Below are 25,834 nucleotides of genomic sequence, written 5' to 3' on the forward strand. Positions count from 1 at the left end.
ATTATTTATCACTTATAAAATGAAAGGTCAGACCAAAGAAGAGCTCCTTACGTTCTTAAACAACTGGGGAGAAAATATAACATTAGCAAAAACGCTTGAAATACAGTTCATCGATATTGACGTTGAAAATGAAATTTTAATAGCTACCATGCCGGTACAGCCAAAGGTACACCAGCCTTTCGGAATCCTGCACGGAGGAGCAAGCTGCGTACTCGCTGAAACTTTAGGATCAAGCCTGTCCAATATGTTTATCGACGGCAGCAAATATTACGGGGTAGGAACCAATATCAATTCCAACCACCTGAAAAGTAAAAAAGACGGGATTGTAACAGCTACAGCACGTTTCATTAGAAAAGGAAAAACCATGCATGTTTCTGAAATTGAGATCAGGGATGAAAAAGGGGTACTGATCAACCATACTACGATGACGAACAATATTCTCCTGAGATAATTCGGAATATCAATAAAAAATAAAAGATTCAAAAAATTTGGGTCTTTTTTAATGCTCTTATGCAAAATATTTCGTTAAAAACAGTTCTTTTAATTTTGACAGTTTTAAGACTAATAATACCTTTGCTAAAAGGAAAATCAACTTGGGAATTTCCTACTTTTTTTCCGGGTGATTTTCAAAACCTATCTACAGCTCATGATTTATTTCAAACTTCCTTTCGACGAAACATTATATTCAACTGATCCAAAAACAAACGGGGAGTCCGTAAGTTTTCATTCTTTTGACCTGTTGAGGCAGATCAGTTTTCAAGGCAGTATTACCGAAGCTTCAGAACAATTGGAACAGGACAGCATTACCAGTGAAACTCTTTTGAAAGATGAAAGCTTTTTCAATGCGGAAACAAAAGAAGAGTATATCAACAGCCTTCATCAGGTTATTAATGTCATTAAAGACCATCAGCTTCCCAAACTGGTATATTCAAGAAGGAAGATTTTCAAAGATTTCAACCGGATAGATTTCAAAGAAAGTTTTAAAAAACTATGCACATCTTATCCTAATGCATTCAGATATATTTTCAATGACGGACAGAATGCCTGGATGGGAGCTTTTTCAGAGACTCTGGGGAAATTCAACAAAACAACCCATGAGTTTGAAACCATGAGCCTCGCAGGAACTCTTCCTGTAGCTGAGGCGTGGACAGAAAAAGAAATTGAAGAGCAAAAACCTGTCACCTCTTATATTCAGGATACGCTTAATAACTATTCCGGAAACATACAAGTATCAAATACCTACGATCATATATCAGGAAATATCAAGCACCTCCGGACAGATTTTAAAGCTCATGTCAAGCCTGAAGATCTGGACAGCCTTATCAATGATCTCCATCCTACTCCCGCAGTCTGTGGTATTCCAAAGGATTTCTGTAAAAAAAGTATTCAGGAACTTGAAAAATTTCCGCGTGAACTGTATTCCGGTTTCAGTAAAGTGGAAACAGATGAAGATATCATGTATTTTGTCAACCTGCGATGTGCAAGGCTCTACAAAGATTCTGTACATGTATTTGTAGGCGGCGGCATTACTGCCCTGAGCAGCCCTGAAAAAGAATGGAGAGAAACAGAGCTAAAATCGGAGGCAATTTTAAAGAATCTAGTGGTTTCTTAGCAAAAATTGTGGCATCGAGAGTCTCAGCCATCTCTCTCAAAAACAAAAAAACCTCCTTCCCACGAAAGAGGTTTTATTATATAGAATAATGTAATCTTTTAATTATTTCTTCACTCCGATTTTGCTCCATGTATCCAGCACGAAAAGCAAAATGAGACCAAGCACTGCTGAAGCGATTGAAAATACAAACTTCAGGTTATCTTCTGATAAAAGGTCCGTCTGCCAGTCCAATGCATAAAGATTGATGGCAATAAAAACGATAAACACAACTAGAAATACTTTATAAAACTTCTGCATGATTCTTAAAAATTAATATAGTTCAGCACCAATTGGGCAAAGTTTGCGGTAAATAATTTTATTGAAATAGCCAAAAGAATGATCCCGAAAACCTTTTGAAGAATAGACAGGGTAGCCTCCCCCATTTTGTTTTCCAGCCATTTCGCTGATTTCAGCACCAAATATACGAAAATTGTATTGAGAATGATTCCCAAAATAATATTAATATCATGAAATTCAGCTCTAAGGGATAAGGTTGTTGTAAGTGTTCCAGCCCCTGCAACCAATGGAAACGCAATAGGAACAATGGATGCAGCCTTTGCTTCGGTAGTTTTGTTAATCTCAATACCTAAGATCATTTCAAGAGCTATGATAAAAATCACAAAAGCTCCTGCAATAGCAAAGGAATTTACATCTACACCGATCAGCTTAAGAATTTTATTTCCTACGAAAAGAAAAACAATCATAATGGCACCGGCTGTGATGGATGCTTTCCCAGCTTCGATCTGTCCAAACTTCTGCTGAAGGCTTACGACAATAGGAACAGAGCCGATAATATCGATTACAGCAAAAAGAACCATAAAGCAGGTAACGATTTCTTTAATAGAAAAATCATTAAATATTTCCATCTCTTTGTAATTAAAAATTTCGCAAAAATATGAAAAAAAATTGATTATTTGCTAATTCGTGAATACAAATTAACAACTGCTTTTAAAAGTTCCTCTATCCCTTCTGATGATTTCAGAGGTGAGTATTTCTCCATTTGGATTCTCTGCAACAGATTTCTGTACTCTTCTGCAACAGAAAGTCCTTTATAGCTTTCCAAGAATACTCTGAATTCCTGTGAAGAACTCTGAAAATACTGTTTTCTGACATCCATATCCATTTCTTCCAGAGTATCAAAGAACTTTTGATAATCTCCGTTATCTTTAAGATTTTCAAGATAACTGAAGTAATCGTTAATATCCGTTTTCAGTGTTTCCCTGATCTGTTTTTCTGTTTCAGCCACAGAACCAAGCGGTTTCGGGGATGCTGTTTCTTTAACTAACGTTCGTTTTTTTTGCCATGTCTTAAATAACAGATACATAATAAATAACCCGATAAGAATGGAAATATTGGTTAAAAGAATGTTCCAGTGGAATTTACTTTTTTCCTTTACTTTAAATGTTGTCGTCTTCAGAACAGGGGTATTTACCGTTTCTAAAAGCGTGTTGGTATATTCGTTCACCTTCTCAACAGTGGTACGGGATTCCAGAATCTGATCATGGGAAAATGCATTCAGGGCAAGCGTTTTCTTCCCAAGGTCGATATATTCGTGACTGGCCGGATCAAAGAATGCAAACTGCTCGGTCTGGATCGAAATGGCACCCGCTTTTTTAGGAATGATAACATAGTTAGCCAAGATCTCACCTTTCATTCCTGTGATTCCTGGAGCCACTTTGGATGTAATTTTAGGAGTGAAGACCTCATAATCCGGAGATGAGATAATTTTAGGAAGGTGCATATCCGGAAGATTTCCCTCCCCAGAAACTTTAACAATAACATTGATCGGTTTATCAACCTCTATTTTATTCTTTGATGCATTATATACATTCACGTTGAAATTACCTACTGCATTTTTAAAGTATTCAGGTGATCCCTCCGGAAGCTTTTTTACATTAAGCTTTACTTTATTGGAAACAATTTTATTCTTATTCGAATAAGAGCTTACCGATGCCGATACCGATGGAACATCTACATACCCTGATTCATTAGGAAATACCATAAATACAGCCACAACCTGGGAAGCCATATTTCCGGCACCCGAAGGATCTATTTCCGATTTGTTTAAGTTTACAGGATGTACATTAAGATTATCCTGACGAGGGAGACGAACATCTTTCACTTTTCTGAAGTTATCCATGTTTTTGGAATATACCCTCAACACAGCTACTGTAGCCTGATCCTGATAAACCTCACGGTCTTCTATCTCCATATTGAGATAGATTTCGTTGGCAAGATTGCTGGCTAATGATCTTTTTTCAATAATCTCTTTTATATTGACATCAAAAGGCTCTGTTTTGTAAATCTTATTATTGACTGTTACCAGTACGGAACCGATCTTGATTTTACCTTTCTTTTTCGGCTCAAGAGCTATTCTGGATATTTTCTGGGTAATAAGTGTATTGGTAGCCGGATCAATTAATGTATTCGTCATTGATCCGCTTCCTATGATATTGAATTTGGAAAGGTCAGGAAGCTGAAAACGGGTTTGCGGCTCAAGATCTATTCCATTAAGTTCCAGAACAATTGTAAGATTTACAATATCCTTTCCATTATATTCTGATTTATCAGATTCCATAAACAAGTTGACCTGTCCGTAAGAAATTACGGATGCAAAAAGGAATAATATGTAAATCAGTTTATGCTGCATCACCAATCTTTTTCGTTGCTTTGGGGCATCGAATAAGAATTCTTGTTTAAGATTCTTCTGGCGGTTTCTTTTTCTTTTTCGTTGACTTTATCTAATATCGCATTTTCAAGATTCTTGGGCATTTTTCCTTCATTATCCTGGTTCTGCTTAGGAGTATTTCCCTGCTCGCTTTGCCCTTCATTCTGCTGGCCATTGCCCTGATCCTGCTTTTGATCTTTTTGGTCACCTTTCTGATCATCATTTTTATTCTGATCATTTCCTCCTCCGCCTTTTCCTGAATTGTTCTGTTCGTTTTTCTGCTTTTGCTGTTTCTCTTTTTCTTTCAGCTTGGCAATTTCATAATTTTTCCGGGTTGCTTCATTATAAGGATTCTGCTTCAGAGCCTGCTTATAATAGTCAGCCGCTTTTTCCGGTTGGTTCATTTGCATGTATGTATTGCCCAAGTTATGAAGAGCAGCCGTTTTATCCGGCAGAGTTTGAGAAAGCTTCTGAGCTTTGTCAAATTCAGCTTTGGCCTCTTCATATTTTTTGCTTTTATACAATGCATTTCCCAAATTATAATGGGCTGTAAAATCTTTTTCATTTTCTTTTACAGCTTCCATATACTTTGAGGATGCTCCGTCATAATCTTTACCGTTAAATTTCTGATTACCTTCATAAACTAAAGTTCTATAGTTTTCCTGCCCAAACAGTACGTTTGAGAGTGAGAAAGCTATAAGAAACGATAAAAAAATGATTTTAGTATTCATTACCTGCAAAATTATTCCTTTATATGTTAATAAACAGACTTCTATTTGTTAAAGTTCGGTTAAAGTACTTATTTAAAATATTGATAAACAAAGTATAAAAACTAAATATTAAAATCTTTTTTCGGGTTCAAGATATAAATTAAAAAGAAAAAGAAAATGGAAACTATTAAAAAATACTGATAATAGTGATTGGCATTCTGGGACTTCACCAAAGTCTGTGCAGATGAGGATTTTTTATTCACAGCATCAATGATCTTATCGGGAGCTTCATGGATATTATTTCCGTCTACGTAATCGCCTCCTGTAGATTCTGCCATCTTTTTAAGAGCTTCCGTCTGTCTCTTAGAGATCACTGTTCCACCATCCATATCGGTTTTATAGCCCATCAGCTGTCCAAAAACATATTCCGGAACCGGTGCCCCTTCATCCGTCCCTATTCCTACTGATGTTATGGAAATCCCCTCTTTATTAGCCAATCTTATGGCTGCATTATCATTTCCTTCATTATCTTCACCGTCACTCAGCAGAATGACTTTTCGTGAGCCTTTGCTGACATTTTTAAACTTTTCTGCTACAGCCTGCATTCCTTTCAGGAAATCAGTCCCTTGGATCTTCATAGAATTTGTTTCTACTGCACTTATGTAGGTTTCAGCGGTCCCGTAATCTGTAGTAAGCGGCATAATAGAAACTGCTTCACCGGCAAAGATCACAATCCCTATCTTATCATTCTTCATCTTCTGCATGGTAGCCAGCATCAGGTTTTTCGCTTCTGCAAGGCGACTGGGATCAATATCTTCAGCATTCATGGAATTCGAAACATCGAGCATAAAGATGATATTGTTAAGCCTTTGATTGGTTTTCACTTCCTCAGAACCGTTCAATAAATCTATGATCGAAAATATGAGGAAAAGTGTTCCTAAAAGATACAAAGCAGGAAAAAATTTTGTAAACCCAGATTTTTTTTCGAATAAACCGTCATGAAACCTGATGTCTGCAAAAACCTCTCTTTTTTTCTTTTTCCATCTTAAAAAACGGATCAAAAAGAAAGAAAGCAGCGGCAAAAGCAACAGCAAAAATAAATACCAGTAATTTCCTAAAGACCAATTCATCAGCTTAAAAATTTATATAACACCCATCGCAGCAATGCATCAAAAAATAGCATTCCCAATGCGATCCAAAGGAAAATTTTAAAATATTCATCATAGTTGTACAGCTTGGCAACCTTGATATCAGTTTTCTCCAATTGATTGATCTCATCATACACTTCTTCCAGGCTGCTGTTGGAGGTCGCTCTGAAATAGCGTCCGCTTGTCGTCTGAGCTACTTCTCTCAGCGTATTTTCATCAATTGTAACTTCTGTTTCTGTGAAGATCAGATCTCCGAAAATGTCCTGTGAGGTAGGCATCAGGGCAAAACCGTTGGTCCCTATCCCAATGGCGTATACTTTTATATTATTATTCTTGGCAAGCTCTGCAGCAAGCTGTGGAGGAATTGCATTCTGGATATTGCTTACTCCGTCCGTCATGAGAATGACCACCTTACTTTTAGCTTTGCTTTTGATAAGATGGTTTACTGCCACAGAGAGCCCTTCTCCGATGGCTGTTCCCGGCTCGAGGCCTGCAGAATTAAGGTTTTTAATTTCATCTATAACCACCTGATGGTCAGAAGTCACAGGTACTTTTGTAAATGCTTCTGCAGCATAAGCCACCACTCCTATCCTGTCATTCGGACGTTTCTGGACAAATTTTACAGCAATATCTTTTAATGCAGTAATACGGTCCGGACTAAGGTCTTTGGCCAACATACTCAGGGAAACGTCTATGGAGAGCATAATGTCTACCCCTTTGGTATCATCTCTGTCCTGGGAAACCGTAAAAGTCCTCGGTCGGGCCATAGCAATAATCAACGCAGAAAGGATAATATATTTCGAAAGTTTAAGCAGAACAAGCACAGCACGGATTCCTCCACTGCCATCCATATTCCGGACTGTAGGGACTTTTATGCCCTTCTTCTGCTTTCCACCCGCATCTTTAATAAAAAGGGGAATAAACAGCAGAAAAAGCAGCAGGAACCACGGACTGTAAAATTCAAAATCAGGCATCCTTTCTTAAGTTTTCAAATTCTAAATCTTTTGATGATCTCTTCACAAAATCGCGGATATCTGCAAAATCTTTTTCCATGGTGGTCTGATCAGGGAAAGTCTTGGCAAATTTCACCAGGTCTCCTCTTAAAAATACATCTTCCACTATTTTTTCATTTTCCTGGGAAATGGTATTGTTCTTTTTCATGACATCAATAAGATCATCTGTAAGAAGAACATCTGCAGGGAGATGGTATTGTTTGGCAATGAATTTCCTGGATATATCTATCAGCTCAACATAGAACGCACGGAAATCGCCTCCTTCAATATATTTTTTCTTTTTTAGGGAATCCAGCTCTTTTAAAGTCTGGTTGGTGGCAACAGCAGGTGAACTTTTTGATTTTCTGCCCCATTTGATAAACATAATAATTGCAATAATCAAAGCGATAACTGCCAAAGCCGCTAGAATATAAAATTTATAAAGCTCCCAGTAATCTTTAGTTTCAAGCTTTACTTCCTTATTATTCATGATATCATTGATCTGGTCTGCCTTTTGGGCGGTATTCACCACATCTATTTCATAAGGAATGGTCTTTAAAATCTTACCTCCTACATTAAATTCCAGCTCTGGAATGGTAAATTTCCCTTCTTCATATACTGAAAATTCAATTTTTCTTTCGTAGGAATTCTGGTTTTGCCCAATGCTGTCTTTAATTTCTTCAAAATGGAAAGGCAGCAGTTCATTCTTAGGGGCAGCAACGACCTGCAGCTCATGCACATTGTCTATCTTAATAACCAAACGGTTGACCTCGCCTAAGGCAAGCGTTTTCTTTTCCAGATTGGAAGATAATATCTGCGAAAAAGCGTTTCCACAGATTAAAAAAGAAAGTATGAATAATATTTTTTTCAATTTCAAATAATGATAGTTGAGGCCGGAGCCTTTGTTATTGATATTTACTTCTTCTGAAAATAATTATACAGCATTTTAGAATAATCAGCACCAGTGCTCATATTCATAAAACTGGCTGAACTGGTGGCAAAATCTTCTTCCAGAGCACGGACTTTCTGCTTTTGGGCTTCAGCAAACGTATATCTCCATCTTGCACTTGAAGTATTGGCCCAGACTTCTTTTCCTGTTTCAGCATCATACAGAAGAGCATAGCCCACATCAGGAATTTCATTATCTTTTTCGTCATAGATCCGCATACCCAGCAACTGATGTTTTTTTGATGCTACTCTAAGCATTTTGGAATCATAAGGATCTTCAAAGTCTGAAAACAGAAAAACCAGAGACTTTCTTTTGAAAATTCCCATCATATATTCCATTGCCTTATCAATATTTGATACTGCCGGGACATAATCTGCTGTCAGAATATTACTGATAATGGAAAGAATATGTTTTCTGCCTTTCTGGGGCGGAATTACTTTATACACTTTGTCTGCAAACAGGATCAATCCTACTTTATCATTATTTCCTGCCGCTGAAAACCCAAGGCTGGCAGCAATTTCTGCTACATATTCCCTTTTCAGCTGACCTTTGGTTCCGTAATCCATCGAAGCGGAAATATCTACCAGGATCATCATGGTTAGTTCTCTTTCCTCTTCCATTACCTTGACAAACGGTTCGCGGAAACGGGCTGTTTTGTTCCAGTCGATCCTTCTGATCTCGTCTCCGAACTGGTACGGACGGACTTCAGAGAAAGTCATCCCCTGTCCTTTGAAAGCACTGTGATACTGTCCCATAAGCGAAGCTTCCGTCTTCTTTCGGGTACGGATCTCTATCTGCTTTACTTTTTTTACAATATCTTTTATTTCCATAAATGCGTTGCGGGTTTCGAGGTTTTGGTATTCAGGTTACAGGGTTTGTGTGCCCCGCTTCCACCTTCTCTTCTTCTAATCCTTCAATTCTATCGAAACATTCAGCCATTCATTATCAAATTTCGGACTGTATTTCTTATAAAAATTAATAGCGGGTTCATTCCAGTTCAATACCTGAAAAACCATTCCGCTGTATTGGTTTGATTTCCCATATTCCAAAGTAGCATCGAACAGAAGTTTTCCGATCTGCCTTCCTCTCATTTTTTCAGTCACTACCAGATCTTCGAGATAGAGTCTTCTCCCCTTCCAGGTTGAAAATCTGTCATAATACAGGGAAATTCCCACAATTTTATTATTCAGTTCTGCAACAAAAGCCCCCCAAACCGGAGATTTCCCGAAACCGTCTTCCGTGAACTCATCCAAAGTTATAGTCACCTCATGAAGTGCCTTTTCATATTCCGCCAGTTCCCGGATCAGCTCCAGCATGGCAGCACAATCTTCCTGAACAGCTTTTCTGATAACTACTTCACTCATTATGGTGCCTGAATTTTTGCCAAAATCCTGTTAATGATTTCTTCTGATGAAATTTCTTCTGCTTCCGCCTCGAAAGTAAGACCAATTCTATGTCTTAATACATCCTGAGCCAATGCTTTTACATCTTCAGGAATTACAAAAGCTCTTCCCTTCAGGAATGCATAAGTTCTGGATGCAATGGCAAGGTTAATGGATGCTCTGGGAGAAGCTCCGAATCCGATATAGTTTTTAAGTTCTGAAAGTCCGTAATTTTCCGGATAACGGGTTGCAAAAACCATATCCAGAATATATTTTTCAATCTTTTCGTCCAGATAGATCTGGTTGATCAGTTCTTTGGCGTCTACAATATCCTGCAGTGATATCACAGGTTTGATGACAGGCTGATGAGAGGTGGAAACCATTCTCATGACCGTTCTTTCATCTTCAAAATTAGGATAATCGATCTTACATTTCAGCATAAAACGGTCGCTCTGTGCTTCAGGTAACAGATAAGTTCCTTCCTGATCGATCGGGTTTTGAGTTGCCAATACCAAAAACGGCTTCGGAAGTTTCATGGTTTCATCCCCAATCGTTACCTGCTTCTCCTGCATCACTTCAAGCAATGCAGACTGTACTTTTGCCGGCGCACGGTTGATCTCATCCGCCAGTACAAAATTGGCAAAAACCGGTCCTTTCTTTATCGAAAAGTCATTGTCTTTGATATTGAAGATCATGGTTCCTACCACATCCGCCGGAAGCAGGTCAGGCGTGAATTGTATCCTGGAAAATTCACCATGAACAGCTTCTGCCAGGGTTTTAATCGCTAAAGTTTTTGCCAGCCCCGGCACTCCTTCCAACAGGACATGCCCATTCCCCAGAAGACCTACCAGAAGGCGGTCTATCATATATTCCTGGCCAATAATCACTTTATTGATTTCCTGTCTCAGAAGGGAAAATAAGTAATTTTTTTCTTTTACTTTTTCCGTCAACTGGCGGATATCTTCAGCTTGATATGTATCTGACATAACTTTAATTAAAATAGGTGGTAAATTTCTGATAAATACTGGCATTAATCAACATAATGAATGCCATTTTAGAGTTAAAGTTTGTTAAATATTCCTTTATTTATAATGGATCCAGGTAATGAATCAAAGTTTTTTTCATATAGAATCTATTACCAGGCAGGAAGCCACAGCTATTAATTTCCTTTAAAACAGCCTGTTGGATCAGCTGCTTTTTTATGTAAAAGACATATTGATTCTCATGATAGCTCCTAATTATCATCTATAGCATTGCAGGATGTTATTTACAGGCTAAAGTTTAGTAATGGTAATAGTAAAAACCTTTTCCGGCATATCGGTTGCTTCTTCGTAGGCTCCGACATTTATAAAATATTCGGTTCCTGCCGTTGTTGTGAAGGTATAGGTTTCTGCAGCTCCGCCACCACCATTATCCACTGCACTTACACACGCCAAACTGTTGCACGCACCGCTGTATATATCCATTTGAGGATCGTAAGCACTACCTGCAGGCATGGTTGTTTTAACAGTGAACTGACCTCCGTCTCCGGTAAATTTAAACCAGGTACCATCGTTCATCGCATCCGGACATGCAGTTATGAACCCACCATTGTTAGTAGCAGATACAGCATCACTCTGGGTGTAGGTGTAAGGAAAAGCAGATGCCGCCAAAGCTCCGGAACACGCATCATTAACAGGTACAGGAGGAACTGTAGTAAAAACAACATCTGTACAGCCGGAGGATGTAAGGCTTCCAGTAACGGATGTGACTTTCAGATAATAAGTAGTATTCGGATTAAGAGGAGCGGAAGGAGAAAAATCTGTAGCAGTCACTACCTGCTGATTAATAACTTCTGTACCTCCTGCAGTTGTTCCCAATGAAATTTTATAAGAATTAGCTCCGGAAACAGGAAGCCATTTAAAATTCGGAGTTAAAGAAATGAACTGGGCATTATTGGCTGGATCATTAACAAAAGGGCACGCAGGTGTAGAACTAGGTGTTAATCCCGAAATTGTCACTGCAGATTTATAATCCGCTCTTATTCCTCCGGGTGGCGTTGCAGGATCAACGATCATACGGTCTCCTTTATAATAAAGTGTGGAATACGGGATATGCTGATAAACACGAAAGGCTTCATCAAAATTATTAATATCAATACTTTGAGAATTTTCCTTTGCGGCAATGACTAAATTATCACTGTTATTATAGGCAAATGGTGTTGTAAAAGTAACTTCTACCTTATTATTAGTTTTGGTGACACTACCTGCAAATACCTGAGTCAGCTGTGAAGCAGGAATCCAGTCTGTTCCGGACGTGAATGTTGTTTTTGTGGTATGCCCAATATAAACGGTCCAGTCTGAAGAATCATTAATACTGGCCGAAGGATCTACATAAAATGTAAGACCTGTAATATTCCCTGCTGCAGCCGCATTTAATTCCTGTTTAGGATAGATCTGCTGAACATAAGAATAGGAAAAAAAACTACTTATAGGAGCCGTTCCGACATTTGGGCTTGTAATGTTTAAATGTATTTGGGCATCAAGCATTAAAGCTATCGATAACAAAGATAAAAGTAAAATTTTTTTCATTATTGATTAATTAATATTGAACATTGCGCTAATTTAATTATAAAATTTCAATTTTTCAAGCAAATGTGAATTTTAAATACAATATAATAATATTTTAAATGAATATTTAATATATTTGTGGTAAACACCGACAATATGTATCAAAAGCTATTTTTTCTAAGCATCCTTTTTGCAGGGCTTTTTCAATCGCAGACCACAAGCAGAATGAATTTAATTTCAGATGCAGTTTATTATGACGGTTACGCAGCCACAGTATCCGATCCGGTACCTGCTGGTCTTATCAGACTCTCAAATACCAGATATGCAAGAAAACTTACAGATGCTGAACTTAATTCCTTCAAGGCAAAAATTGCGATGAGAGTGGCCATAGGTGCTCTCTGTGATAATTATGACCGCCTGGGAAGTGTTTATTTAGCTATGATACCCAAAAACCAGCCGACCTATACTATCAACGATGCCAATGTAAAAAGAATTGAAGTGAGCAGGTACATTACTCCATTTATGAGTAAAAATCGTACTCCTACAGAGGTTCCTTACACTTATGATTTAAGTAATTTGTACAGCGTATTTCATGATACCGCATTACGTGCTTCTTATGATATGTATATGGAGCTGGACGTTTTTGGTGTTCCTTATGCAGCGCAGACACAGGTTGCGGGATGTGCAGGCAGAATTGATGTTTTTTCGGGAACCCTTACTTTCTTTTCAACAGATGCCGGAGCTACTCCCACAGACTATAATACTCTTGTTCCTATATTAACGTATAACAGATTAAATAATTACAACAGCACTGATGTGACAGGCGAAACCGTTAGAATCGTCACTTTCAATCTTCCAAATGCAGTGGCTAATGCCCGTTTCTATGTAATATCCACTCCTCACGGTGCCAACAACGGTGGTGAAGAATACGTAAGAAGACAGAACTATACCTTTATAGATGATGTACAGATGCTTACCTATACTCCCGGAGGAATTTCCTGTGAACCGTTCAGAGTATATAATACGCAGGGTAACGGGATCTATGGCTCCGCTCCGAAATCATTTGCAGAATGGACTTCATGGAATAACTGGTGCCCGGGCAACTCAGTCCCTGTCAGAGGTTTTACAATGCCTACTATGACTGCCGGAAGCCACACCCTGAAACACACCATTCCAACTGCTGTTTTTAACCAACAGCAGGGAGAAGTATATTTATCTGTCTATATGCAGGGAAAAAGCAATACCGCATTGGATGTAAAGGATATCAAGACTGTAGATGTCAGCATATACCCTAATCCTACTTCTGATTTCGTTAATATAAGATCAAAGACAGGGGTAGCTTCGATAAGCCTTTACAGTATTGACGGAAAAAAATTAGCTGAAAATCATGGAGAAAACGGGATAAATGTTTCCAGCTACAGCCCCGGAGTTTATTTTTTAAATATTACCATGAAAGATGGAACAACATTCAAACATAAGATCATGAAAAAATAAAAAGCAGTTCATTCTATGTGACATTTCCAAAACAAATATCACGATAAAATCATATCCAGATTGTTTGAATCTGAAAAACAGTAAAGAACTCCTCATGAATAATTTTCAGAGGAGTTTTTTATGATGGACAAAAAGAACATCACAATTAACATCTTTTTTCAGGATTTAAGAACATTTAATTCAATCCCTTATCCAAAAAATTGTCACTTCCAGTTTATTAAACTATTTTTGGTGATTAAAAATTTTTGTAAAATGAATTATCATTTTCAAGCACACAGACAAGTGAGAAAGAACCTTTTAAGTATTCTGCAGAACACTTCCCACGAAGATCTTCTGCTGATTCCTGATGGTTTCAACAACAATATGTACTGGAATATTGCGCATACGGTTGCCACTCAGCAGCTATTGCATTATTATCTGAGCGGAAATCCCTTCAGAATAGATAAATATTGGATAGAAACCTACAAAAAAGGAACTCTTCCGAACCTGAATGTACAAAAATCTGAAGTGGAAGACCTTGAGTTTTTACTCACTGAAACTTCAAAGATTTTGATGAAAGATTATGACAGCGACTTCTTTTCAGACTACACACCGTACACAACAAGTTTCGGCATGGACCTGAAAAGCATCCAGGATGCCATCATCTTCAACAATATGCATGAAAGCCTTCATTACGGCTATACCATGGCACAGAAAAGAGCAATACTAGGAGAGAACGGAAGATAGTGAATCTTCACTGCGTAGGTCAATGGTCAAATGTGAATTTTATCCATACCAAATTTGACTTATGAAGTAAAATTCACCATTGACTATTCACCATATAATTTATAATAAATTTCAATGAAAGACGATTTTATTTTCGGGCTGCGTCCCGTGATTGAAGCAATTGAAGCGGGAAAAACGATTGACAAGATCTTTGTGCAGAATGCACTTCAAGGTCCTATTTATGCTGAGCTGAAAACGATTTTAGCCAAAAATAAAATTCGTCCCAACTATGTTCCAATTGAAAAGCTGAACCGTTTTACAAGAAAAAACCACCAGGGAGTGGTTGCTTTTATTTCAGACGTTCCGTTTCACAGAGTGGAAAATATTGTTCCACAATTATTTGAAGAAGGAAAAACGCCTTTCCTGCTGATCCTGGACAGACTCACAGACGTGAGAAACTTCGGAGCCATCTGCAGAACAGCAGAATGTGTGGGGGTAGATGCAATTATTATTCCTGAAAAAGGAGGAGCACCCATTAATTCAGATGCCATCAAAACATCGGCGGGAGCGCTTTATAATATCAAGATCTGTAAGGAACCGAATCTTGCGCATGCCGTAGATTTCCTTCAGCAGAGCGGTATTTCTGTATTTGCAGCTACTGAAAAGGCTCAGAAACTTATTTATGATGTGAATTTCACAGAACCCTGCGCCATTGTAATGGGAAATGAGGAAACAGGAATTTCTAAAGAGGTAATGCATCATTCCGACGAAAAAATAAAGCTTCCTATCGAGGGAAAAACACAGTCGCTAAATGTTTCTGTAGCATGCGGAGCCATTTTGTATGAAGCGGTAAGACAGAAAATTGTAGCAGCCTCAAATCTTTAATCAGTCAGGGCATAAGTATTTTATCGTGATGTTTTGTGGTATCGTTATTGATGCACAGAACGGAAATATCAGTAAAATTTAAACTTAAAAAAAATCAAATGAAAAACGTAGCAGCATTAATGCTAATCTCATCTATAGCTCTTGTATCTTGTAAAAAAGAAACAGCAACCATTACTAAAGTAGATCCTAAAACAGGAAAAACAGTTACAGTAGAAGTTCCTGCCGATTCTGTGGCTAAAGTGGCTGAAAACCCAGCAATTAAAGACTCTGCAGGAGTTTTCACCCAAACGTTTAAGCTGGAAAAAGGAAAAACCTATCCTCTTACTACGTACCAGAGAGATGTAAAAACAATGGAAGATCCTCAGGGGAAAACGATTACAGCAACCAGCGAATCTACGGATGAAATGAGCTTCACCATTAATGATATCAAAGGTAACGTATATGATATGACCCTTAATCTTGTAGCTAAAAGAAATTCGCAGAGTGCACAGGGCAAAACGGTGATCGTAGATACCAAACTGGCTATTCCGAAGGAAGATGACCTGAAGATGATCTGGAATATCAATAAAGCATTGACCGGAAATAAGCTTAATATGAAGATGGATACTAAAGGAAATGTAGTTTCTATTACAGGTTTTGATGCTGTTTATACTAAAGTTACCGCTGCTGTAGGAACTCTGATCAAAGATGCCAATCAGAAAGCAAGCGTTGTAGCCAGCCTTAAAGAAACTTTCAATGAAAAAGTGCTGAAAGACCAGCTGAATAAAAACTTAACGATTATTCCTAAAAAAGGAGTGAAAATCGGTGAAAAATGGACCACTTCTGAAAATGCAGATCCAAGCGGAAGCATTAAAGTAACTTCAAACTACATATTGAAAAGTGTAGGAAACGGAACTGCAGAAATCTCTGTAACGGGAGGAATTCCTAAAAAGACTGAAAAGAAAACGCAGGGACCCATTACACACAGTCTTAGCAGTGAGCTTGCCCAGAACGGAACCATTAAGTTTGACCAAAGTACAGGATGGATCACCAATCAGAATATTGATGTAAAAACAACGCAGGTTGAGACTATTTCAGACGGAAAACAATCACAGTCTATGAAAAGTACGTCCAAATCTTCTGTAATGGTAAATCCTTCTGCAAAATAATTGAATTAAAGACGTTTTAGAATCAAAGTGTTTGATGGTGAGAGTGTTTTTTATTGTTGATCATAACTTTCAGTACAATTTTATAAACCTTGAACTTCAAACTTTGAACTTTAAATCATAAACTTTGAATTTAAATTAGAAATTATGAAGTACATTCTTGAGTTAGTTCTCTCTGCCATCATTATTTTCTTTGTCTGGAATATTCTGAAAAGGGTATTCTTCAAGACTTTTTACAGTTACAGATTTGATAACAATAAAAATAATAACAGGCAGCAGGATTCAAACAGCTCGAATAAGAATAAACAGAACCTCAACTGGGATGCAGAAACAGTTGACTATGAAGAGATAAAAGAAACTAAAGACAAAAGGTAAAATTCCAAAGAAATAAAAGATAATAACCCGTATGGCTAAAAATAAAAACTTAATTTATATTGCAATTTCATTAGTTGTATTTATAGTTTTAGCATTTTTATACTCCACTCCTGTTTTTTCAGGAAAACAGCTTTTTCAGCACGACATCGTACAGTACAGAGGAGGTGCAAAAGAACTTCTGGACTACAGAGCCGATACCGGAAATGAAACCTACTGGAGCGACTCCATGTTTGGTGGAATGCCGACCTACCAGATGGGAAGCCAGTTCAAAGGTGATATCATCAAAAAGATCGACAGCAACCTGAACTTCCTTCCAAGACCGGTCAATTATCTCTTCCTCCTTTTTGCAGGATTTTTCTTCCTTGGAATGGTAGCCGTCAGAAACTGGAAATACGCTTTACTGGGCGCCACTTTCTTCGGATTGTCCACCTATTTTTACATTATTATAGCAGCAGGACACAACGGTAAAGTAAATACCATCGAGTATTTCGCACCGCTTCTTGCCGGAATTATATTGGTTTACATCAGGAAAAGCTACATCTGGGGATTTATTACCACGACCCTGTTTATGGGCCTTCAGATTGCAGCCAACCACCCACAGATGACGTACTACCTGTTTCTGGCATTAGGATTTTTATTCCTGTCCGAATTGGTAAGAGCCATTCAGAAAAAGACTCCAATGAAACATTTTTTGATTTCATCAGGAATTATTGCCGCTTCATGCGCCATTGGTGTTGGAATGAACTCCCAAAGAATCATGGCCAATTCCGAATACATCAAAGAAACCGTACGTGGGAAACAGATCCTGACAAATGAAAGCCATACTTCAGGACAATCAGGACTGGATAAAACCAGCATCCTGATGTGGAGCTACGGAAAACTGGAAACCCTGAATCTTTTCATACCAAGGCTAATGGGTGGCGGAAGCCAGGAGCCGGAAGCTAAAGAAATGATGAACAGGGTTCAGGAGCTTATCCAGGAAAATGTAGGATCACAGGCTGAAATGGACAGAATTTCGAAAGGCTTCAGCGGTGTTACCTATTGGGGAGACCAGCCAGGAACTTCCGGTCCTGCCTATCAGGGAGCTGTAGTATGTTTCCTCGCCTTATTGGGATTCTTCTTTGCATGGAAAAAATACCGCTATTGGATCCTTGGAGCTTCCATTCTGACCGTTTTGCTGGCGTGGGGAAGCAATTTTATGCCGTTGTCTGATTTCTTTATCGACTACGTTCCTTTTTACAGCAAATTCAGAGCACCATCGTCTATATTAGTAGTTGTAGAATTATTATTTCCTTTAATTGCTATTATTGGCATCTACAGGTTCTTTACAGACGAAAAACTGACAGAGGAATATAAAAAGAAAATCCTTACCTACATAAGTGGCGGAACTTTGGGACTGCTTCTGATTCTTCTGATTTTTGGAAAATCACTGCTTGGTTTTTATACGGATGGAGAAAAAACATATTTTCCGCCTTTCCTGCTAGACTATCTGGCTGATGAAAGATTTAAACTGTTCAGAGTTGATGCCATAAAAGCATTGATCTATGTAGCTATAACGGCCACAGTCCTTTTCATGACCATGAAAAAGAAACTGAGCCAAAATATTGCTTTGATCATCATTGGAGCTGTAAGTTTATTTGATCTCTGGACGGTAAACAGGCGTTATCTGAATGATGAAAATTATGTAGACAAAGTATTCGCTGAAAATCCTTTCCAGACAGAGAGTTCAGATCTTCTGGCGGAAAAAGTTCAGGGAAATCCGAATTTAGAATCTATTCTGGCGAATGTCAACGTTAATAAAACGCTTGAAACTATTGCTGAAAGAGACAAAACACATTACAGGGTTTTCAATAATATTTTAGGAACATTCAGCGAAACGAATACATCATATTTCAAATCTTCAATCGGGGGTTACCATGCCGTAAAGCTGAGAAGATATGATGATGTGATTAATGAATATTTCCAGATCATGGACTCTGTGAAAGTACCGAATATCCTGAATCTTCTGAACGCAAAATACTGGGTAATGGGAGGTCCGGAAAATCCTCAGGCAATGCCGAATCCTAAAGCCAACGGAAATGCATGGTTTGTAAGCAATCTTAAATTTGTGAACACACCGGATGAAGAAATCAAATCTATCGGGGTCATCGACAGTAAGAAAACAGCCGTCATTTCATCGTCAGACAAATCATATTTTACGGGTAAAACGGTTCAGGCAGATTCTGCTGCGTTTATCAATTTAACGAAGTATCAGCCGAACGAACTGGAATTCAAATCTCAGTCTAAAACACCTCAGCTGGCTGTATTTTCTGAGATCTATTATCCTCATGGCTGGAAAATGTTTGTGGACGAAAAAGAAGTTCCTTATATCAAGGCAGATTATCTTTTACGTGCGGTACACGTTCCTGCAGGAACTCACAACATCAGAATGGTCTTTGAACCTGAAGTGATTGAAAAAGGTAAATGGCTGTCACTTTTATGCTTCGGACTGTTTATCGCACTGAGTGCATTCGGGATCTTCTGGATGAATAAAAATAAGAAAAAAGAACAGCTTGTTGAAAAAACTGTTTAACGTTTAAAGTTTATTGTTCAAGGTTAATGGAACAAAAAAAAATACTAATCATCACCTATTACTGGCCTCCTGCGGGAGGTCCTGGTGTTCAAAGATGGCTGAAGTTTGCAAAATATCTGCCCGAATTCGGCTGGAATCCCGTGATCTATACTCCGGAAAACCCAAGTTATCCCCTTCTCGATGAAAGTCTTCTGAAGGATATCCCTCAAAATCTGGAGATCATAAAAACCAAAATCTGGGAGCCTTATCAGCTGGCCGAAAAACTGAATAAAAGCAATAAAAAATTCAAAGCCGGGCAATTTGATGTCGGCAAAAACCAGAGCTGGAAATCCAAGCTTTCTATTTGGGTGAGAGGAAATTTCTTTATTCCGGATGCAAGAGTATTTTGGGTAAAACCCTCTGTAAAATTCTTAGAACAGTATTTAAAAGAAAATAAAATAGATGTTGTGGTCACTTCCGGACCGCCCCACTCTCTTCATATGATCGGCCTGGGACTGAAAAAGAAATTCCCTACCCTGAAATGGATTGCAGATTTCCGTGATCCATGGACAGAAATATCTTATTACAAACATTTAAAGCTCACCAAAGGTTCCGACAGAAAACACCGTCAGCTTGAAAGTACTGTTTTTAAAACAGCTGATATAACATTGGCAACAAGCTATACCGATGCTGAAAATTTCAGGAAATCAGGAGCCAATGCAGTATGTATTACAAATGGATTTGATGAAAGTGACGCTTCTGTCCCAACCGATGTAGCGGATGAAAAGAAACAAAAAACCTTTACTTTAAGCTATATCGGAGTTCTTGAGCAGTTGAGAAATCCTGAAAACCTCTGGAAGGTTCTTGATGAGCTAGTGAAAGAAAATCAAGAGTTTGCAGATAACTTCACTTTGAAATTTGCAGGAAGAGTTGATGATAAAATCCTTCAATCTATTGAAAGCTCAAACCTTAAAAATCATATCCTGAACCTTGGTTATATTTCCCATGACAGAGCTGTTGAAGAGATGGCCAATTCAAATCTGTTATTGATCACCAATTTCCCAAATGAATCTTCCAGAGGAATTATCCCCGGGAAAATATTTGAATATCTGGCAACTGGAAAACAGATTATTTCTTTCGGCCCTGACGCAGCAGACGTTTCAAAGATACTTACGAAAACTGGCGCAGGAAAACATTTTGGTTATGAAGATTCTAAAACCGTCAAAGATTTTATCCTTGAGAAATATGAAATCTGGAAAAAGGGAAATCTTCTTGAAAACACTCAGGATATTGAACAGTTCTCAAGAAAAAACCTAACTAAAAAGCTTGCTGAAATTTTAAGTTAAGCTTACTTTATATCCTCGTCCAGTTGCCTTGGCCGTGGTTATTAAATCGTCCATTGGTCATTGACAACAGCTATCAGATATTGTTTTCCCTGGAATTCTTCAAAAACAAGACGGATGGTCTTCCAATCCATTTCGCCATTCTTTTCAGTACCTTTTATATAGTTCTCAGTAAAGTCTTTACCGGGATATATTTCTTTTAAATTATTAAGTGAGTTTCCGCCACCCAGGAATTTATTTAATGAATACTGTGCAGTGGTAAAATCTTTGGAGAAAACCCATTTTGCAAAATAATCATTGATGGTTGCTTTGTACGGATCTCCTGAGCCATCCTGAGCACCCCAGGTAAACACCGTCTTTGTCGGCTGAAATTTCACAAAGTCCTCTTTAGAAAAATGCTTGTCTTCTTTTGGACTAACAAATCCATACATTGAGAAGGAGACTCCTTTCTCCGGATGAATAAATGATGCAAAAGTTTTATAATCTTTACTTTTTAAAGCCTGCAGAATCCCATCGTTAGCTGCCTTTACAGCTACCTCATCCGTTTTCTTTTGTTGTATTGCCGTCTCAATATTCTTTTCTCTGGCCTGAGCCATAGAATCTATCACATTGGGAATAGGCTTTTCTGGATTCTTCTTACAACCTGCTAACAAGGTTAATGACAATACTGGAATAATGAAGTTTTTCATCTTTTCAATTTTTAATTCATAAAAATACCAAAACTGGTGCCAATACAATACTTATGATAGATAAGTTCTGTTGTCAATTTTCTGTTTAATATAGTGGTTTTAAGTAAATTTGTTTTATGGAAATTTTAGATATCCTTATTATCGGGGGCGGACCTATAGGCCTCAACTGTGCTCTTGAAGCCCGGAAAAACAATCTGACTTACCTGATCATAGAAAAAGGGACTATTGTCAATTCATTATACCATTATCCTTTATATATGCGTTTCTTCTCCACGGCAGAAAAACTGGAGATAGACGGTATCCCATTTATTTCAACAGCTCCAAAGCCCGGCAGACAGGAAGCTCTGGAATATTATCAGGGGATTGCAAGACAAAAGGAAATCAACATTAATCTCTATGAAAAAGTTCTGAAAGTTTCTAAAACCGGAGATGTCTTTGATATTGAAACCTCAAAAACAGCTTATAAAGCGAAGAACGTCATTATTTCCACCGGATTTTATGATATCCCGAACCTGATGAATATTCCCGGAGAGAACCTACCAAAAGTAAAGCATTACTATACAGAACCATATCCTTATGCAAAGCAGAAAGTGGTTGTAGTAGGGTCAAGTAATTCCGCAGTAGATGCTGCCCTGGAAACCTACCGGAAAGGAGCCGATGTAACCATGATCATCCGTCATTCCGAAATTTCCAAAAGTGTAAAATACTGGGTAAAACCTGACATTGAAAACAGGATTGCAGAAGGAAGTATCAAAGCTCATTTTAACTCAGAAATAATGGAAATTACCGAGAATTCTGTTATTTTTAAAGATAAAAACGGGCAGGTCAACGAAATTGAAAATGATTTTGTTCTTGCCATGACCGGTTATCTTCCCGATTTTGAGTTCTTAAAGAACTCCGGACTGGAACTACAGGGTGACTGCCTGAATCCAATGTACGCCCCGGAAACCATGGAGACCAATGTCCCGAATCTGTATCTGGCCGGCGTTGTATGCGGAGGAAAGGATACCCATCTCTGGTTTATTGAAAATTCACGTATTCATGCACAGATGATTGTTCAAAATATACTTTCCAAGCAATATTAATGATGCCTTTTGCAGATGTATAGATTTGAATTGAAATTTGTAAATTCTGATGGAATTATAATCTGCTAAAATTCAACATTGGCTCCAAAGATAAAGTTCCTTTTTGCCGCAGGATTATAGAAACGGCTTCCAAAGGCATTGATATCAAAACCGGCAACGTAATTTGTATTGTAAAGGTTCTGAATCTGCAGATATACATTTAGTTTTGCCCCATCAATCTGTATTGGAAATCCTAACCGGACATTTCCTACCAGGCTAGATTTTGACCAGACAGAATTGCCGTCATTCAGAGGCATTTTTGAAATATAATAATGAGAATAGTCTACAGTAAGCTTTTTAAAAAAAACAAAATTGAATAAACTGTTTACCGTTGTGTCCGGTACTCCTGTAACCTTATTTCCTGAAAAATCATTGTCCAGCTGTTTGTAGTTTCTGAATTTAAAATCATAAAAGCTTCCGGAAAACCTAAACTTAAAGCTGCTGAATATTTCATTTTTAAGATTAAAATTTTTAGACTCTAAAAGAATTTCTATCCCTTTCTGCGTGATATTCCCCTGATTGGTAAAATATTCCTGTCCGCTTTCATTTTGCCTTCGTACGATAGCATCTTTCATTCTGAAATCAAAATAACTTCCTTCAATAAAAATACTATTTCCAAACTGCTTTCTGAGGCCGATCTCTTTATTCCAGCCGTATTCAGGAACAAGATTAACATTAAACTCCTGGTTGGACGACCGGATTTCTTCACTTGTAGGAGCAGAATTTCCTTTTCCTATTTTTCCTCTTATAGAAAATCCCTTTCCCAGCAGATAAGTAATTCCAATGTTCGGAAGCCACTGTTCTTTAAATTTCACTTTATCCTTCCCAGAAACCGGATACATCCTCTCCCATTCGTAGGAATTTGAATTTAAGCTTATCGAAATATCGGTAAAAAGCTTTTCATTAAAATTCAGTTTTTGTGATAGAAAATAAAAGCCGGAATTATTTTTTAACTGATCAAAATTCTGAGGATCACCAGGTATTCCTTTATTATTGTTATAATTCTTAACCAGAATATTTTGATTTCCACCCTCAAATCCTAACCTCAACGCTAAGGATATATTGTTCCAGCTTTTTTCATAATTAAAATGGGTCCTCAAGGCGAAATTCCTTTCAAATCTTTTTTCAAAATTCGTGATGAAAGGATTTTTAAAATCCACATAGGAACCCTGTACTAAAATAAAGTGTGAAAAATTTGGGTTAATAGCAGTTTCATGTGAAATTCCTGCTAAAACCATTTTATTGCGGATTCCTGCATTCTGTTCCTTTGCGCCTAAAAGCCCACCAGCAGCTGGCCTTGCCTGCTTTCTGTCAGATTCCATCTGTTGCAGGGTAAGTCCGCCCGGAGTTTCATAATCCAGATCAGAAAATAATAGTACAGCATTCAATGAAGCCCCGGAAGCATATTTAAAATGATCTTTAAGATAGATCTGCTGCCTCTTTACGGCCGACTGCTCACGGTAAGAATCTGTCTGGTAATAATTCTGGAAAAGCTCAAAAAAATGTTTTCCTTTCTGACCGGCAACATTAAAATTCTGTTCGAAGGTTCCGTAACTTCCTATAGAAATTCCGGCAGATAAATGATCTGATTTTCTGGTCTGCAAAAGTACTGTTCCACCGGTTACGGCACCGTAATCTCCACTTTCCGGGCCTTTATAGATCTCCATCCTTTCGATAAGTTTCGGGGATATGATATTAAAATAGGTATTCCCGGAAGCATCCGACAAAATGAAATCATCCAGATAGACTTTGATATTCCGTACGCCAAAAGGAGACCTCAGTGTGCTTCCACGGATTGATATCCTGTAGCTGGCCGGAGAGCGCTCTTCCATTCTGGCTCCCGCAATTTGATTGACAGCTTCCAAAAGTCTTTCCGGAGGATTCTGCTCCAGAAGATTTTCAGAAACAACAGCAACGGATTTTGTAGAGGCCATAAAGGGAACCGGTTTCTTATAGACATCAATTTTCACCTCAGATATCAGAACAGCAGTATCCTTTTTCTGTGAAAAGAAAAACGACACAGTGAGAATAAAAAAGAATGCTAATAATCTCGTCATCAGCACAAAGCTAAAAAAGTTTTACTGTATCTTTATGTATAATATAAAAAACACGTGGTCTTTAGCTATTAATTTCCCTTTTTTTAAGCATCCAGGGAATCACAAAATAAAACCCGACAGCAATGCCCACAGCCAATACTCCCGTTCCTATCCACAGGATATTGAAGCCTAGTTTGTCTGCAGTCATGGTTCCTACATATGGAGTAATGATAAAAGCAAGCGCAACGGATATTCCGTTCATTCCCATATAAGCGCCTTTATTGTTTTTGCCTGAACGCAGGGCCGTTATTGTAGACATAAACGGAAGTGTCCAAATCTCGCCAATGCACAGCAATGTCATGGAAACAACAAGTGTAAGAATGGAATGATCAAAGACCAGCATTACATAAGAAACCCCACATAATACAGTTCCGATGAACAAAGTAAAGGCCAGGTTGAAATATTTTTCCGCGATCTGTACAAAGCCCATCTCCAGAAGTACAATCAGGAAACCGCTATAGCCGAGAATATAACCGATACTCTGCTGGCTTAGATGCGCAGTATCCTTATAAAAAATAGTAAGTGTGCTGAATAACTGGAAAAAACAGATGGCAAACAGCATACAAAAGAAACTGTAAAGCAGGAATTTTCCGTCGCGGTATGGAGAGTTTTCTTTTCTAACGGCAATAGCTTCTTTTACTTTTTTCGGCTTCAGTGAGGCCAGCTTATTCCGTTTTCCGAAGAAGCGGATATACATCAATCCTGCCAGCAGTGCGGCCAGGGCATTACTGAAAAATAAAAATTCATAAGAAATAGCAGATAATATTCCTCCCAATGCAGGCCCAATGGAAAACCCCAGGTTTACAGCCATCCGGTTAAGCGAAAAAGCCCTGGTGATATTTTCAGGTTTAGCATATTTTGTAATGGCTACTGAGTTGGCAGGACGGAAAGTCTCGCTCACGATACTCTGGATAAGAATAATAGCGGCCAGCCCCACTTCTGTTTTAAAAAGCGGAATAAGGCAAAATAAAGGTACGCTCAGAAGCAGGCTCAGGCTCTGAACGCGGTATTCACCAATTTTATCGGTAATTAGCCCTCCCAGCCATGATCCCAATACGGAACCTATTCCGAAAAAGCTGAGAATAATCCCTGAGTTTTCAATACTGAAATGAAGATGCCCCGTCATATATACTCCCAAAAAAGGAAGCACCATAGAACCTGCACGATTGATGAGCATGACCAGCGCCAGCATCCAGCTTTCTTCTGAGAGTCCTTTGAAAGAACCCGTATATACGCTAATTAATTTCAAAATATTATTATTTTATGGGGAAGAAACTCGAGTGAAGGTGCAAAAATAGGCAAATTGTCCAAGAATGCCTTTTAAAAGGCACTTTTTTTTATCAATTATATTGATAGAGGGTATAACACATGAATGGGA

Annotated in this window: 24 protein-coding genes; 10 read left to right on the forward strand and 14 right to left on the reverse strand. The window is 38.1% G+C overall.

Going from position 1 to position 25,834, the window contains the following annotated elements; translation table 11 throughout:
- Nucleotides 1–19 precede the first annotated feature (19 nt).
- A complete protein-coding gene (locus tag J2T03_RS15890) occupies nt 20–451 on the forward strand; it encodes a PaaI family thioesterase (RefSeq protein ID WP_307212524.1) in 432 nt (143 codons plus the stop codon).
- 195 nt (nt 452–646) lie between these two features.
- Complete coding sequence (locus tag J2T03_RS15895; RefSeq protein WP_307212528.1) at nt 647–1,612, forward strand: chorismate-binding protein; 966 nt, start codon at nt 647–649, stop codon at nt 1,610–1,612.
- Between the two features lie 102 nt (nt 1,613–1,714).
- Here J2T03_RS15895 and J2T03_RS15900 read toward each other — a convergent pair whose 3' ends face one another.
- The 11 genes from J2T03_RS15900 to J2T03_RS15950 all read right to left on the reverse strand — a co-directional run bounded on the left by J2T03_RS15900 (nt 1,715) and on the right by J2T03_RS15950 (nt 12,070).
- Nucleotides 1,715–1,909: a hypothetical protein gene (locus J2T03_RS15900; protein ID WP_306843734.1), complete on the reverse strand. Its 195-nt coding sequence runs from the start codon at nt 1,907–1,909 to the stop codon at nt 1,715–1,717.
- Between the two features lie 5 nt (nt 1,910–1,914).
- Nucleotides 1,915–2,517, reverse strand: a complete 603-nt coding sequence (locus J2T03_RS15905; RefSeq protein ID WP_111960736.1) for a MarC family protein — start codon at nt 2,515–2,517, stop codon at nt 1,915–1,917.
- 44 nt (nt 2,518–2,561) lie between these two features.
- The gene (locus J2T03_RS15910) at nt 2,562–4,301 is read right to left on the reverse strand and encodes a BatD family protein (RefSeq protein ID WP_307212530.1); all 1,740 of its coding nucleotides are present in this window, start codon (nt 4,299–4,301) and stop codon (nt 2,562–2,564) included.
- A complete protein-coding gene (locus J2T03_RS15915; protein WP_306843730.1) occupies nt 4,301–5,050 on the reverse strand; it encodes a tetratricopeptide repeat protein in 750 nt (249 codons plus the stop codon). The genes J2T03_RS15910 and J2T03_RS15915 overlap by 1 nt, the downstream gene beginning before the upstream one ends.
- A 101-nt stretch (nt 5,051–5,151) precedes the next feature.
- Nucleotides 5,152–6,159 carry a vWA domain-containing protein gene (locus tag J2T03_RS15920; protein WP_307212532.1) on the reverse strand — a complete coding sequence of 336 codons (1,008 nt, stop codon included), beginning with the start codon at nt 6,157–6,159 and terminating at the stop codon, nt 5,152–5,154.
- Nucleotides 6,159–7,151, reverse strand: coding sequence for a VWA domain-containing protein (locus J2T03_RS15925; protein ID WP_307212535.1), 993 nt, complete (start codon nt 7,149–7,151; stop codon nt 6,159–6,161). The genes J2T03_RS15920 and J2T03_RS15925 overlap by 1 nt, the downstream gene beginning before the upstream one ends.
- A complete protein-coding gene (locus J2T03_RS15930) occupies nt 7,144–8,040 on the reverse strand; it encodes a BatD family protein (RefSeq protein WP_373425315.1) in 897 nt (298 codons plus the stop codon). Before J2T03_RS15930 ends, J2T03_RS15925 begins: the two co-directional genes overlap by 8 nt.
- A 44-nt stretch (nt 8,041–8,084) precedes the next feature.
- Nucleotides 8,085–8,948: a DUF58 domain-containing protein gene (locus J2T03_RS15935; RefSeq protein ID WP_306843723.1), complete on the reverse strand. Its 864-nt coding sequence runs from the start codon at nt 8,946–8,948 to the stop codon at nt 8,085–8,087.
- Nucleotides 8,949–9,023: 75 nt separating this feature from the next.
- The gene (locus tag J2T03_RS15940; protein ID WP_307212538.1) at nt 9,024–9,482 is read right to left on the reverse strand and encodes a GNAT family N-acetyltransferase; all 459 of its coding nucleotides are present in this window, start codon (nt 9,480–9,482) and stop codon (nt 9,024–9,026) included.
- Complete coding sequence (locus J2T03_RS15945; RefSeq protein WP_073060603.1) at nt 9,482–10,486, reverse strand: AAA family ATPase; 1,005 nt, start codon at nt 10,484–10,486, stop codon at nt 9,482–9,484. The genes J2T03_RS15940 and J2T03_RS15945 overlap by 1 nt, the downstream gene beginning before the upstream one ends.
- 288 nt (nt 10,487–10,774) lie before the next feature.
- On the reverse strand, nt 10,775–12,070 hold the full coding sequence (locus J2T03_RS15950; RefSeq protein ID WP_307212542.1) for a hypothetical protein: 1,296 nt from the start codon (nt 12,068–12,070) through the stop codon (nt 10,775–10,777).
- Nucleotides 12,071–12,205: 135 nt separating this feature from the next.
- Here J2T03_RS15950 and J2T03_RS15955 point away from each other — a divergent pair, with 135 nt between their 5' ends.
- The 7 genes from J2T03_RS15955 to J2T03_RS15985 all read left to right on the forward strand — a co-directional run bounded on the left by J2T03_RS15955 (nt 12,206) and on the right by J2T03_RS15985 (nt 20,550).
- Nucleotides 12,206–13,543 carry a peptide-N-glycosidase F-related protein gene (locus J2T03_RS15955; RefSeq protein WP_306843718.1) on the forward strand — a complete coding sequence of 446 codons (1,338 nt, stop codon included), beginning with the start codon at nt 12,206–12,208 and terminating at the stop codon, nt 13,541–13,543.
- Between the two features lie 252 nt (nt 13,544–13,795).
- Entirely contained in the window at nt 13,796–14,269 is a 474-nt protein-coding gene (locus J2T03_RS15960) for a DinB family protein (RefSeq protein WP_306843716.1), read from the forward strand.
- A 114-nt stretch (nt 14,270–14,383) separates the two neighbouring features.
- Nucleotides 14,384–15,133, forward strand: a complete 750-nt coding sequence (rlmB, locus tag J2T03_RS15965) for a 23S rRNA (guanosine(2251)-2'-O)-methyltransferase RlmB (RefSeq protein WP_307212544.1) — start codon at nt 14,384–14,386, stop codon at nt 15,131–15,133.
- 98 nt (nt 15,134–15,231) lie between these two features.
- Entirely contained in the window at nt 15,232–16,281 is a 1,050-nt protein-coding gene (locus tag J2T03_RS15970; RefSeq protein ID WP_306843712.1) for a DUF6263 family protein, read from the forward strand.
- A gap of 144 nt (nt 16,282–16,425) precedes the next feature.
- The gene (locus J2T03_RS15975; protein ID WP_306843711.1) at nt 16,426–16,653 is read left to right on the forward strand and encodes a hypothetical protein; all 228 of its coding nucleotides are present in this window, start codon (nt 16,426–16,428) and stop codon (nt 16,651–16,653) included.
- 31 nt (nt 16,654–16,684) lie between these two features.
- The gene (locus tag J2T03_RS15980) at nt 16,685–19,225 is read left to right on the forward strand and encodes a YfhO family protein (protein WP_307212547.1); all 2,541 of its coding nucleotides are present in this window, start codon (nt 16,685–16,687) and stop codon (nt 19,223–19,225) included.
- Nucleotides 19,226–19,251: 26 nt separating this feature from the next.
- A complete protein-coding gene (locus J2T03_RS15985) occupies nt 19,252–20,550 on the forward strand; it encodes a glycosyl transferase family 1 (RefSeq protein ID WP_307212550.1) in 1,299 nt (432 codons plus the stop codon).
- 41 nt (nt 20,551–20,591) lie between these two features.
- Here the strand turns inward: J2T03_RS15985 and J2T03_RS15990 are convergent, their stop codons facing one another.
- Nucleotides 20,592–21,236, reverse strand: a complete 645-nt coding sequence (locus tag J2T03_RS15990) for a hypothetical protein (RefSeq protein ID WP_307212552.1) — start codon at nt 21,234–21,236, stop codon at nt 20,592–20,594.
- A gap of 116 nt (nt 21,237–21,352) precedes the next feature.
- Here J2T03_RS15990 and J2T03_RS15995 point away from each other — a divergent pair, with 116 nt between their 5' ends.
- A complete protein-coding gene (locus tag J2T03_RS15995) occupies nt 21,353–22,321 on the forward strand; it encodes a YpdA family putative bacillithiol disulfide reductase (protein ID WP_306843704.1) in 969 nt (322 codons plus the stop codon).
- 65 nt (nt 22,322–22,386) lie between these two features.
- Here the strand turns inward: J2T03_RS15995 and J2T03_RS16000 are convergent, their stop codons facing one another.
- Together J2T03_RS16000 and J2T03_RS16005 are read right to left on the reverse strand one after the other, a co-directional pair.
- On the reverse strand, nt 22,387–24,417 hold the full coding sequence (locus J2T03_RS16000; RefSeq protein WP_307212557.1) for a TonB-dependent receptor: 2,031 nt from the start codon (nt 24,415–24,417) through the stop codon (nt 22,387–22,389).
- A 61-nt stretch (nt 24,418–24,478) separates the two neighbouring features.
- Nucleotides 24,479–25,648 carry an MFS transporter gene (locus J2T03_RS16005; RefSeq protein WP_307221105.1) on the reverse strand — a complete coding sequence of 390 codons (1,170 nt, stop codon included), beginning with the start codon at nt 25,646–25,648 and terminating at the stop codon, nt 24,479–24,481.
- Nucleotides 25,649–25,834: the final 186 nt, after the last annotated feature.

It is taken from the genome of Chryseobacterium lathyri (assembly GCF_030812195.1).
GTDB classification, from domain to species: Bacteria; Bacteroidota; Bacteroidia; order Flavobacteriales; family Weeksellaceae; genus Chryseobacterium; species Chryseobacterium lathyri_A.

Coding starts and splice junctions, on each gene's coding strand:
- J2T03_RS15970 (WP_306843712.1), top strand. CDS start 15,232: ATGAAAAACGTAGCAGCATTAATGCTAATCTCATCTATAGCTCTTGTA.
- J2T03_RS15900 (WP_306843734.1), bottom strand. CDS start 1,909: ATGCAGAAGTTTTATAAAGTATTTCTAGTTGTGTTTATCGTTTTTATT.
- J2T03_RS15925 (WP_307212535.1), bottom strand. CDS start 7,151: ATGCCTGATTTTGAATTTTACAGTCCGTGGTTCCTGCTGCTTTTTCTG.
- J2T03_RS15980 (WP_307212547.1), top strand. CDS start 16,685: ATGGCTAAAAATAAAAACTTAATTTATATTGCAATTTCATTAGTTGTA.
- J2T03_RS15905 (WP_111960736.1), bottom strand. CDS start 2,517: ATGGAAATATTTAATGATTTTTCTATTAAAGAAATCGTTACCTGCTTT.
- rlmB (WP_307212544.1), top strand. CDS start 14,384: ATGAAAGACGATTTTATTTTCGGGCTGCGTCCCGTGATTGAAGCAATT.
- J2T03_RS16000 (WP_307212557.1), bottom strand. CDS start 24,417: ATGACGAGATTATTAGCATTCTTTTTTATTCTCACTGTGTCGTTTTTC.
- J2T03_RS16005 (WP_307221105.1), bottom strand. CDS start 25,648: ATGCTGGCGCTGGTCATGCTCATCAATCGTGCAGGTTCTATGGTGCTT.
- J2T03_RS15935 (WP_306843723.1), bottom strand. CDS start 8,948: ATGGAAATAAAAGATATTGTAAAAAAAGTAAAGCAGATAGAGATCCGT.
- J2T03_RS15915 (WP_306843730.1), bottom strand. CDS start 5,050: ATGAATACTAAAATCATTTTTTTATCGTTTCTTATAGCTTTCTCACTC.
- J2T03_RS15960 (WP_306843716.1), top strand. CDS start 13,796: ATGAATTATCATTTTCAAGCACACAGACAAGTGAGAAAGAACCTTTTA.
- J2T03_RS15990 (WP_307212552.1), bottom strand. CDS start 21,236: ATGAAAAACTTCATTATTCCAGTATTGTCATTAACCTTGTTAGCAGGT.
- J2T03_RS15920 (WP_307212532.1), bottom strand. CDS start 6,159: ATGAATTGGTCTTTAGGAAATTACTGGTATTTATTTTTGCTGTTGCTT.
- J2T03_RS15950 (WP_307212542.1), bottom strand. CDS start 12,070: ATGAAAAAAATTTTACTTTTATCTTTGTTATCGATAGCTTTAATGCTT.
- J2T03_RS15945 (WP_073060603.1), bottom strand. CDS start 10,486: ATGTCAGATACATATCAAGCTGAAGATATCCGCCAGTTGACGGAAAAA.
- J2T03_RS15985 (WP_307212550.1), top strand. CDS start 19,252: ATGGAACAAAAAAAAATACTAATCATCACCTATTACTGGCCTCCTGCG.
- J2T03_RS15955 (WP_306843718.1), top strand. CDS start 12,206: ATGTATCAAAAGCTATTTTTTCTAAGCATCCTTTTTGCAGGGCTTTTT.
- J2T03_RS15975 (WP_306843711.1), top strand. CDS start 16,426: ATGAAGTACATTCTTGAGTTAGTTCTCTCTGCCATCATTATTTTCTTT.
- J2T03_RS15895 (WP_307212528.1), top strand. CDS start 647: ATGATTTATTTCAAACTTCCTTTCGACGAAACATTATATTCAACTGAT.
- J2T03_RS15910 (WP_307212530.1), bottom strand. CDS start 4,301: ATGCAGCATAAACTGATTTACATATTATTCCTTTTTGCATCCGTAATT.
- J2T03_RS15940 (WP_307212538.1), bottom strand. CDS start 9,482: ATGAGTGAAGTAGTTATCAGAAAAGCTGTTCAGGAAGATTGTGCTGCC.
- J2T03_RS15995 (WP_306843704.1), top strand. CDS start 21,353: ATGGAAATTTTAGATATCCTTATTATCGGGGGCGGACCTATAGGCCTC.
- J2T03_RS15890 (WP_307212524.1), top strand. CDS start 20: ATGAAAGGTCAGACCAAAGAAGAGCTCCTTACGTTCTTAAACAACTGG.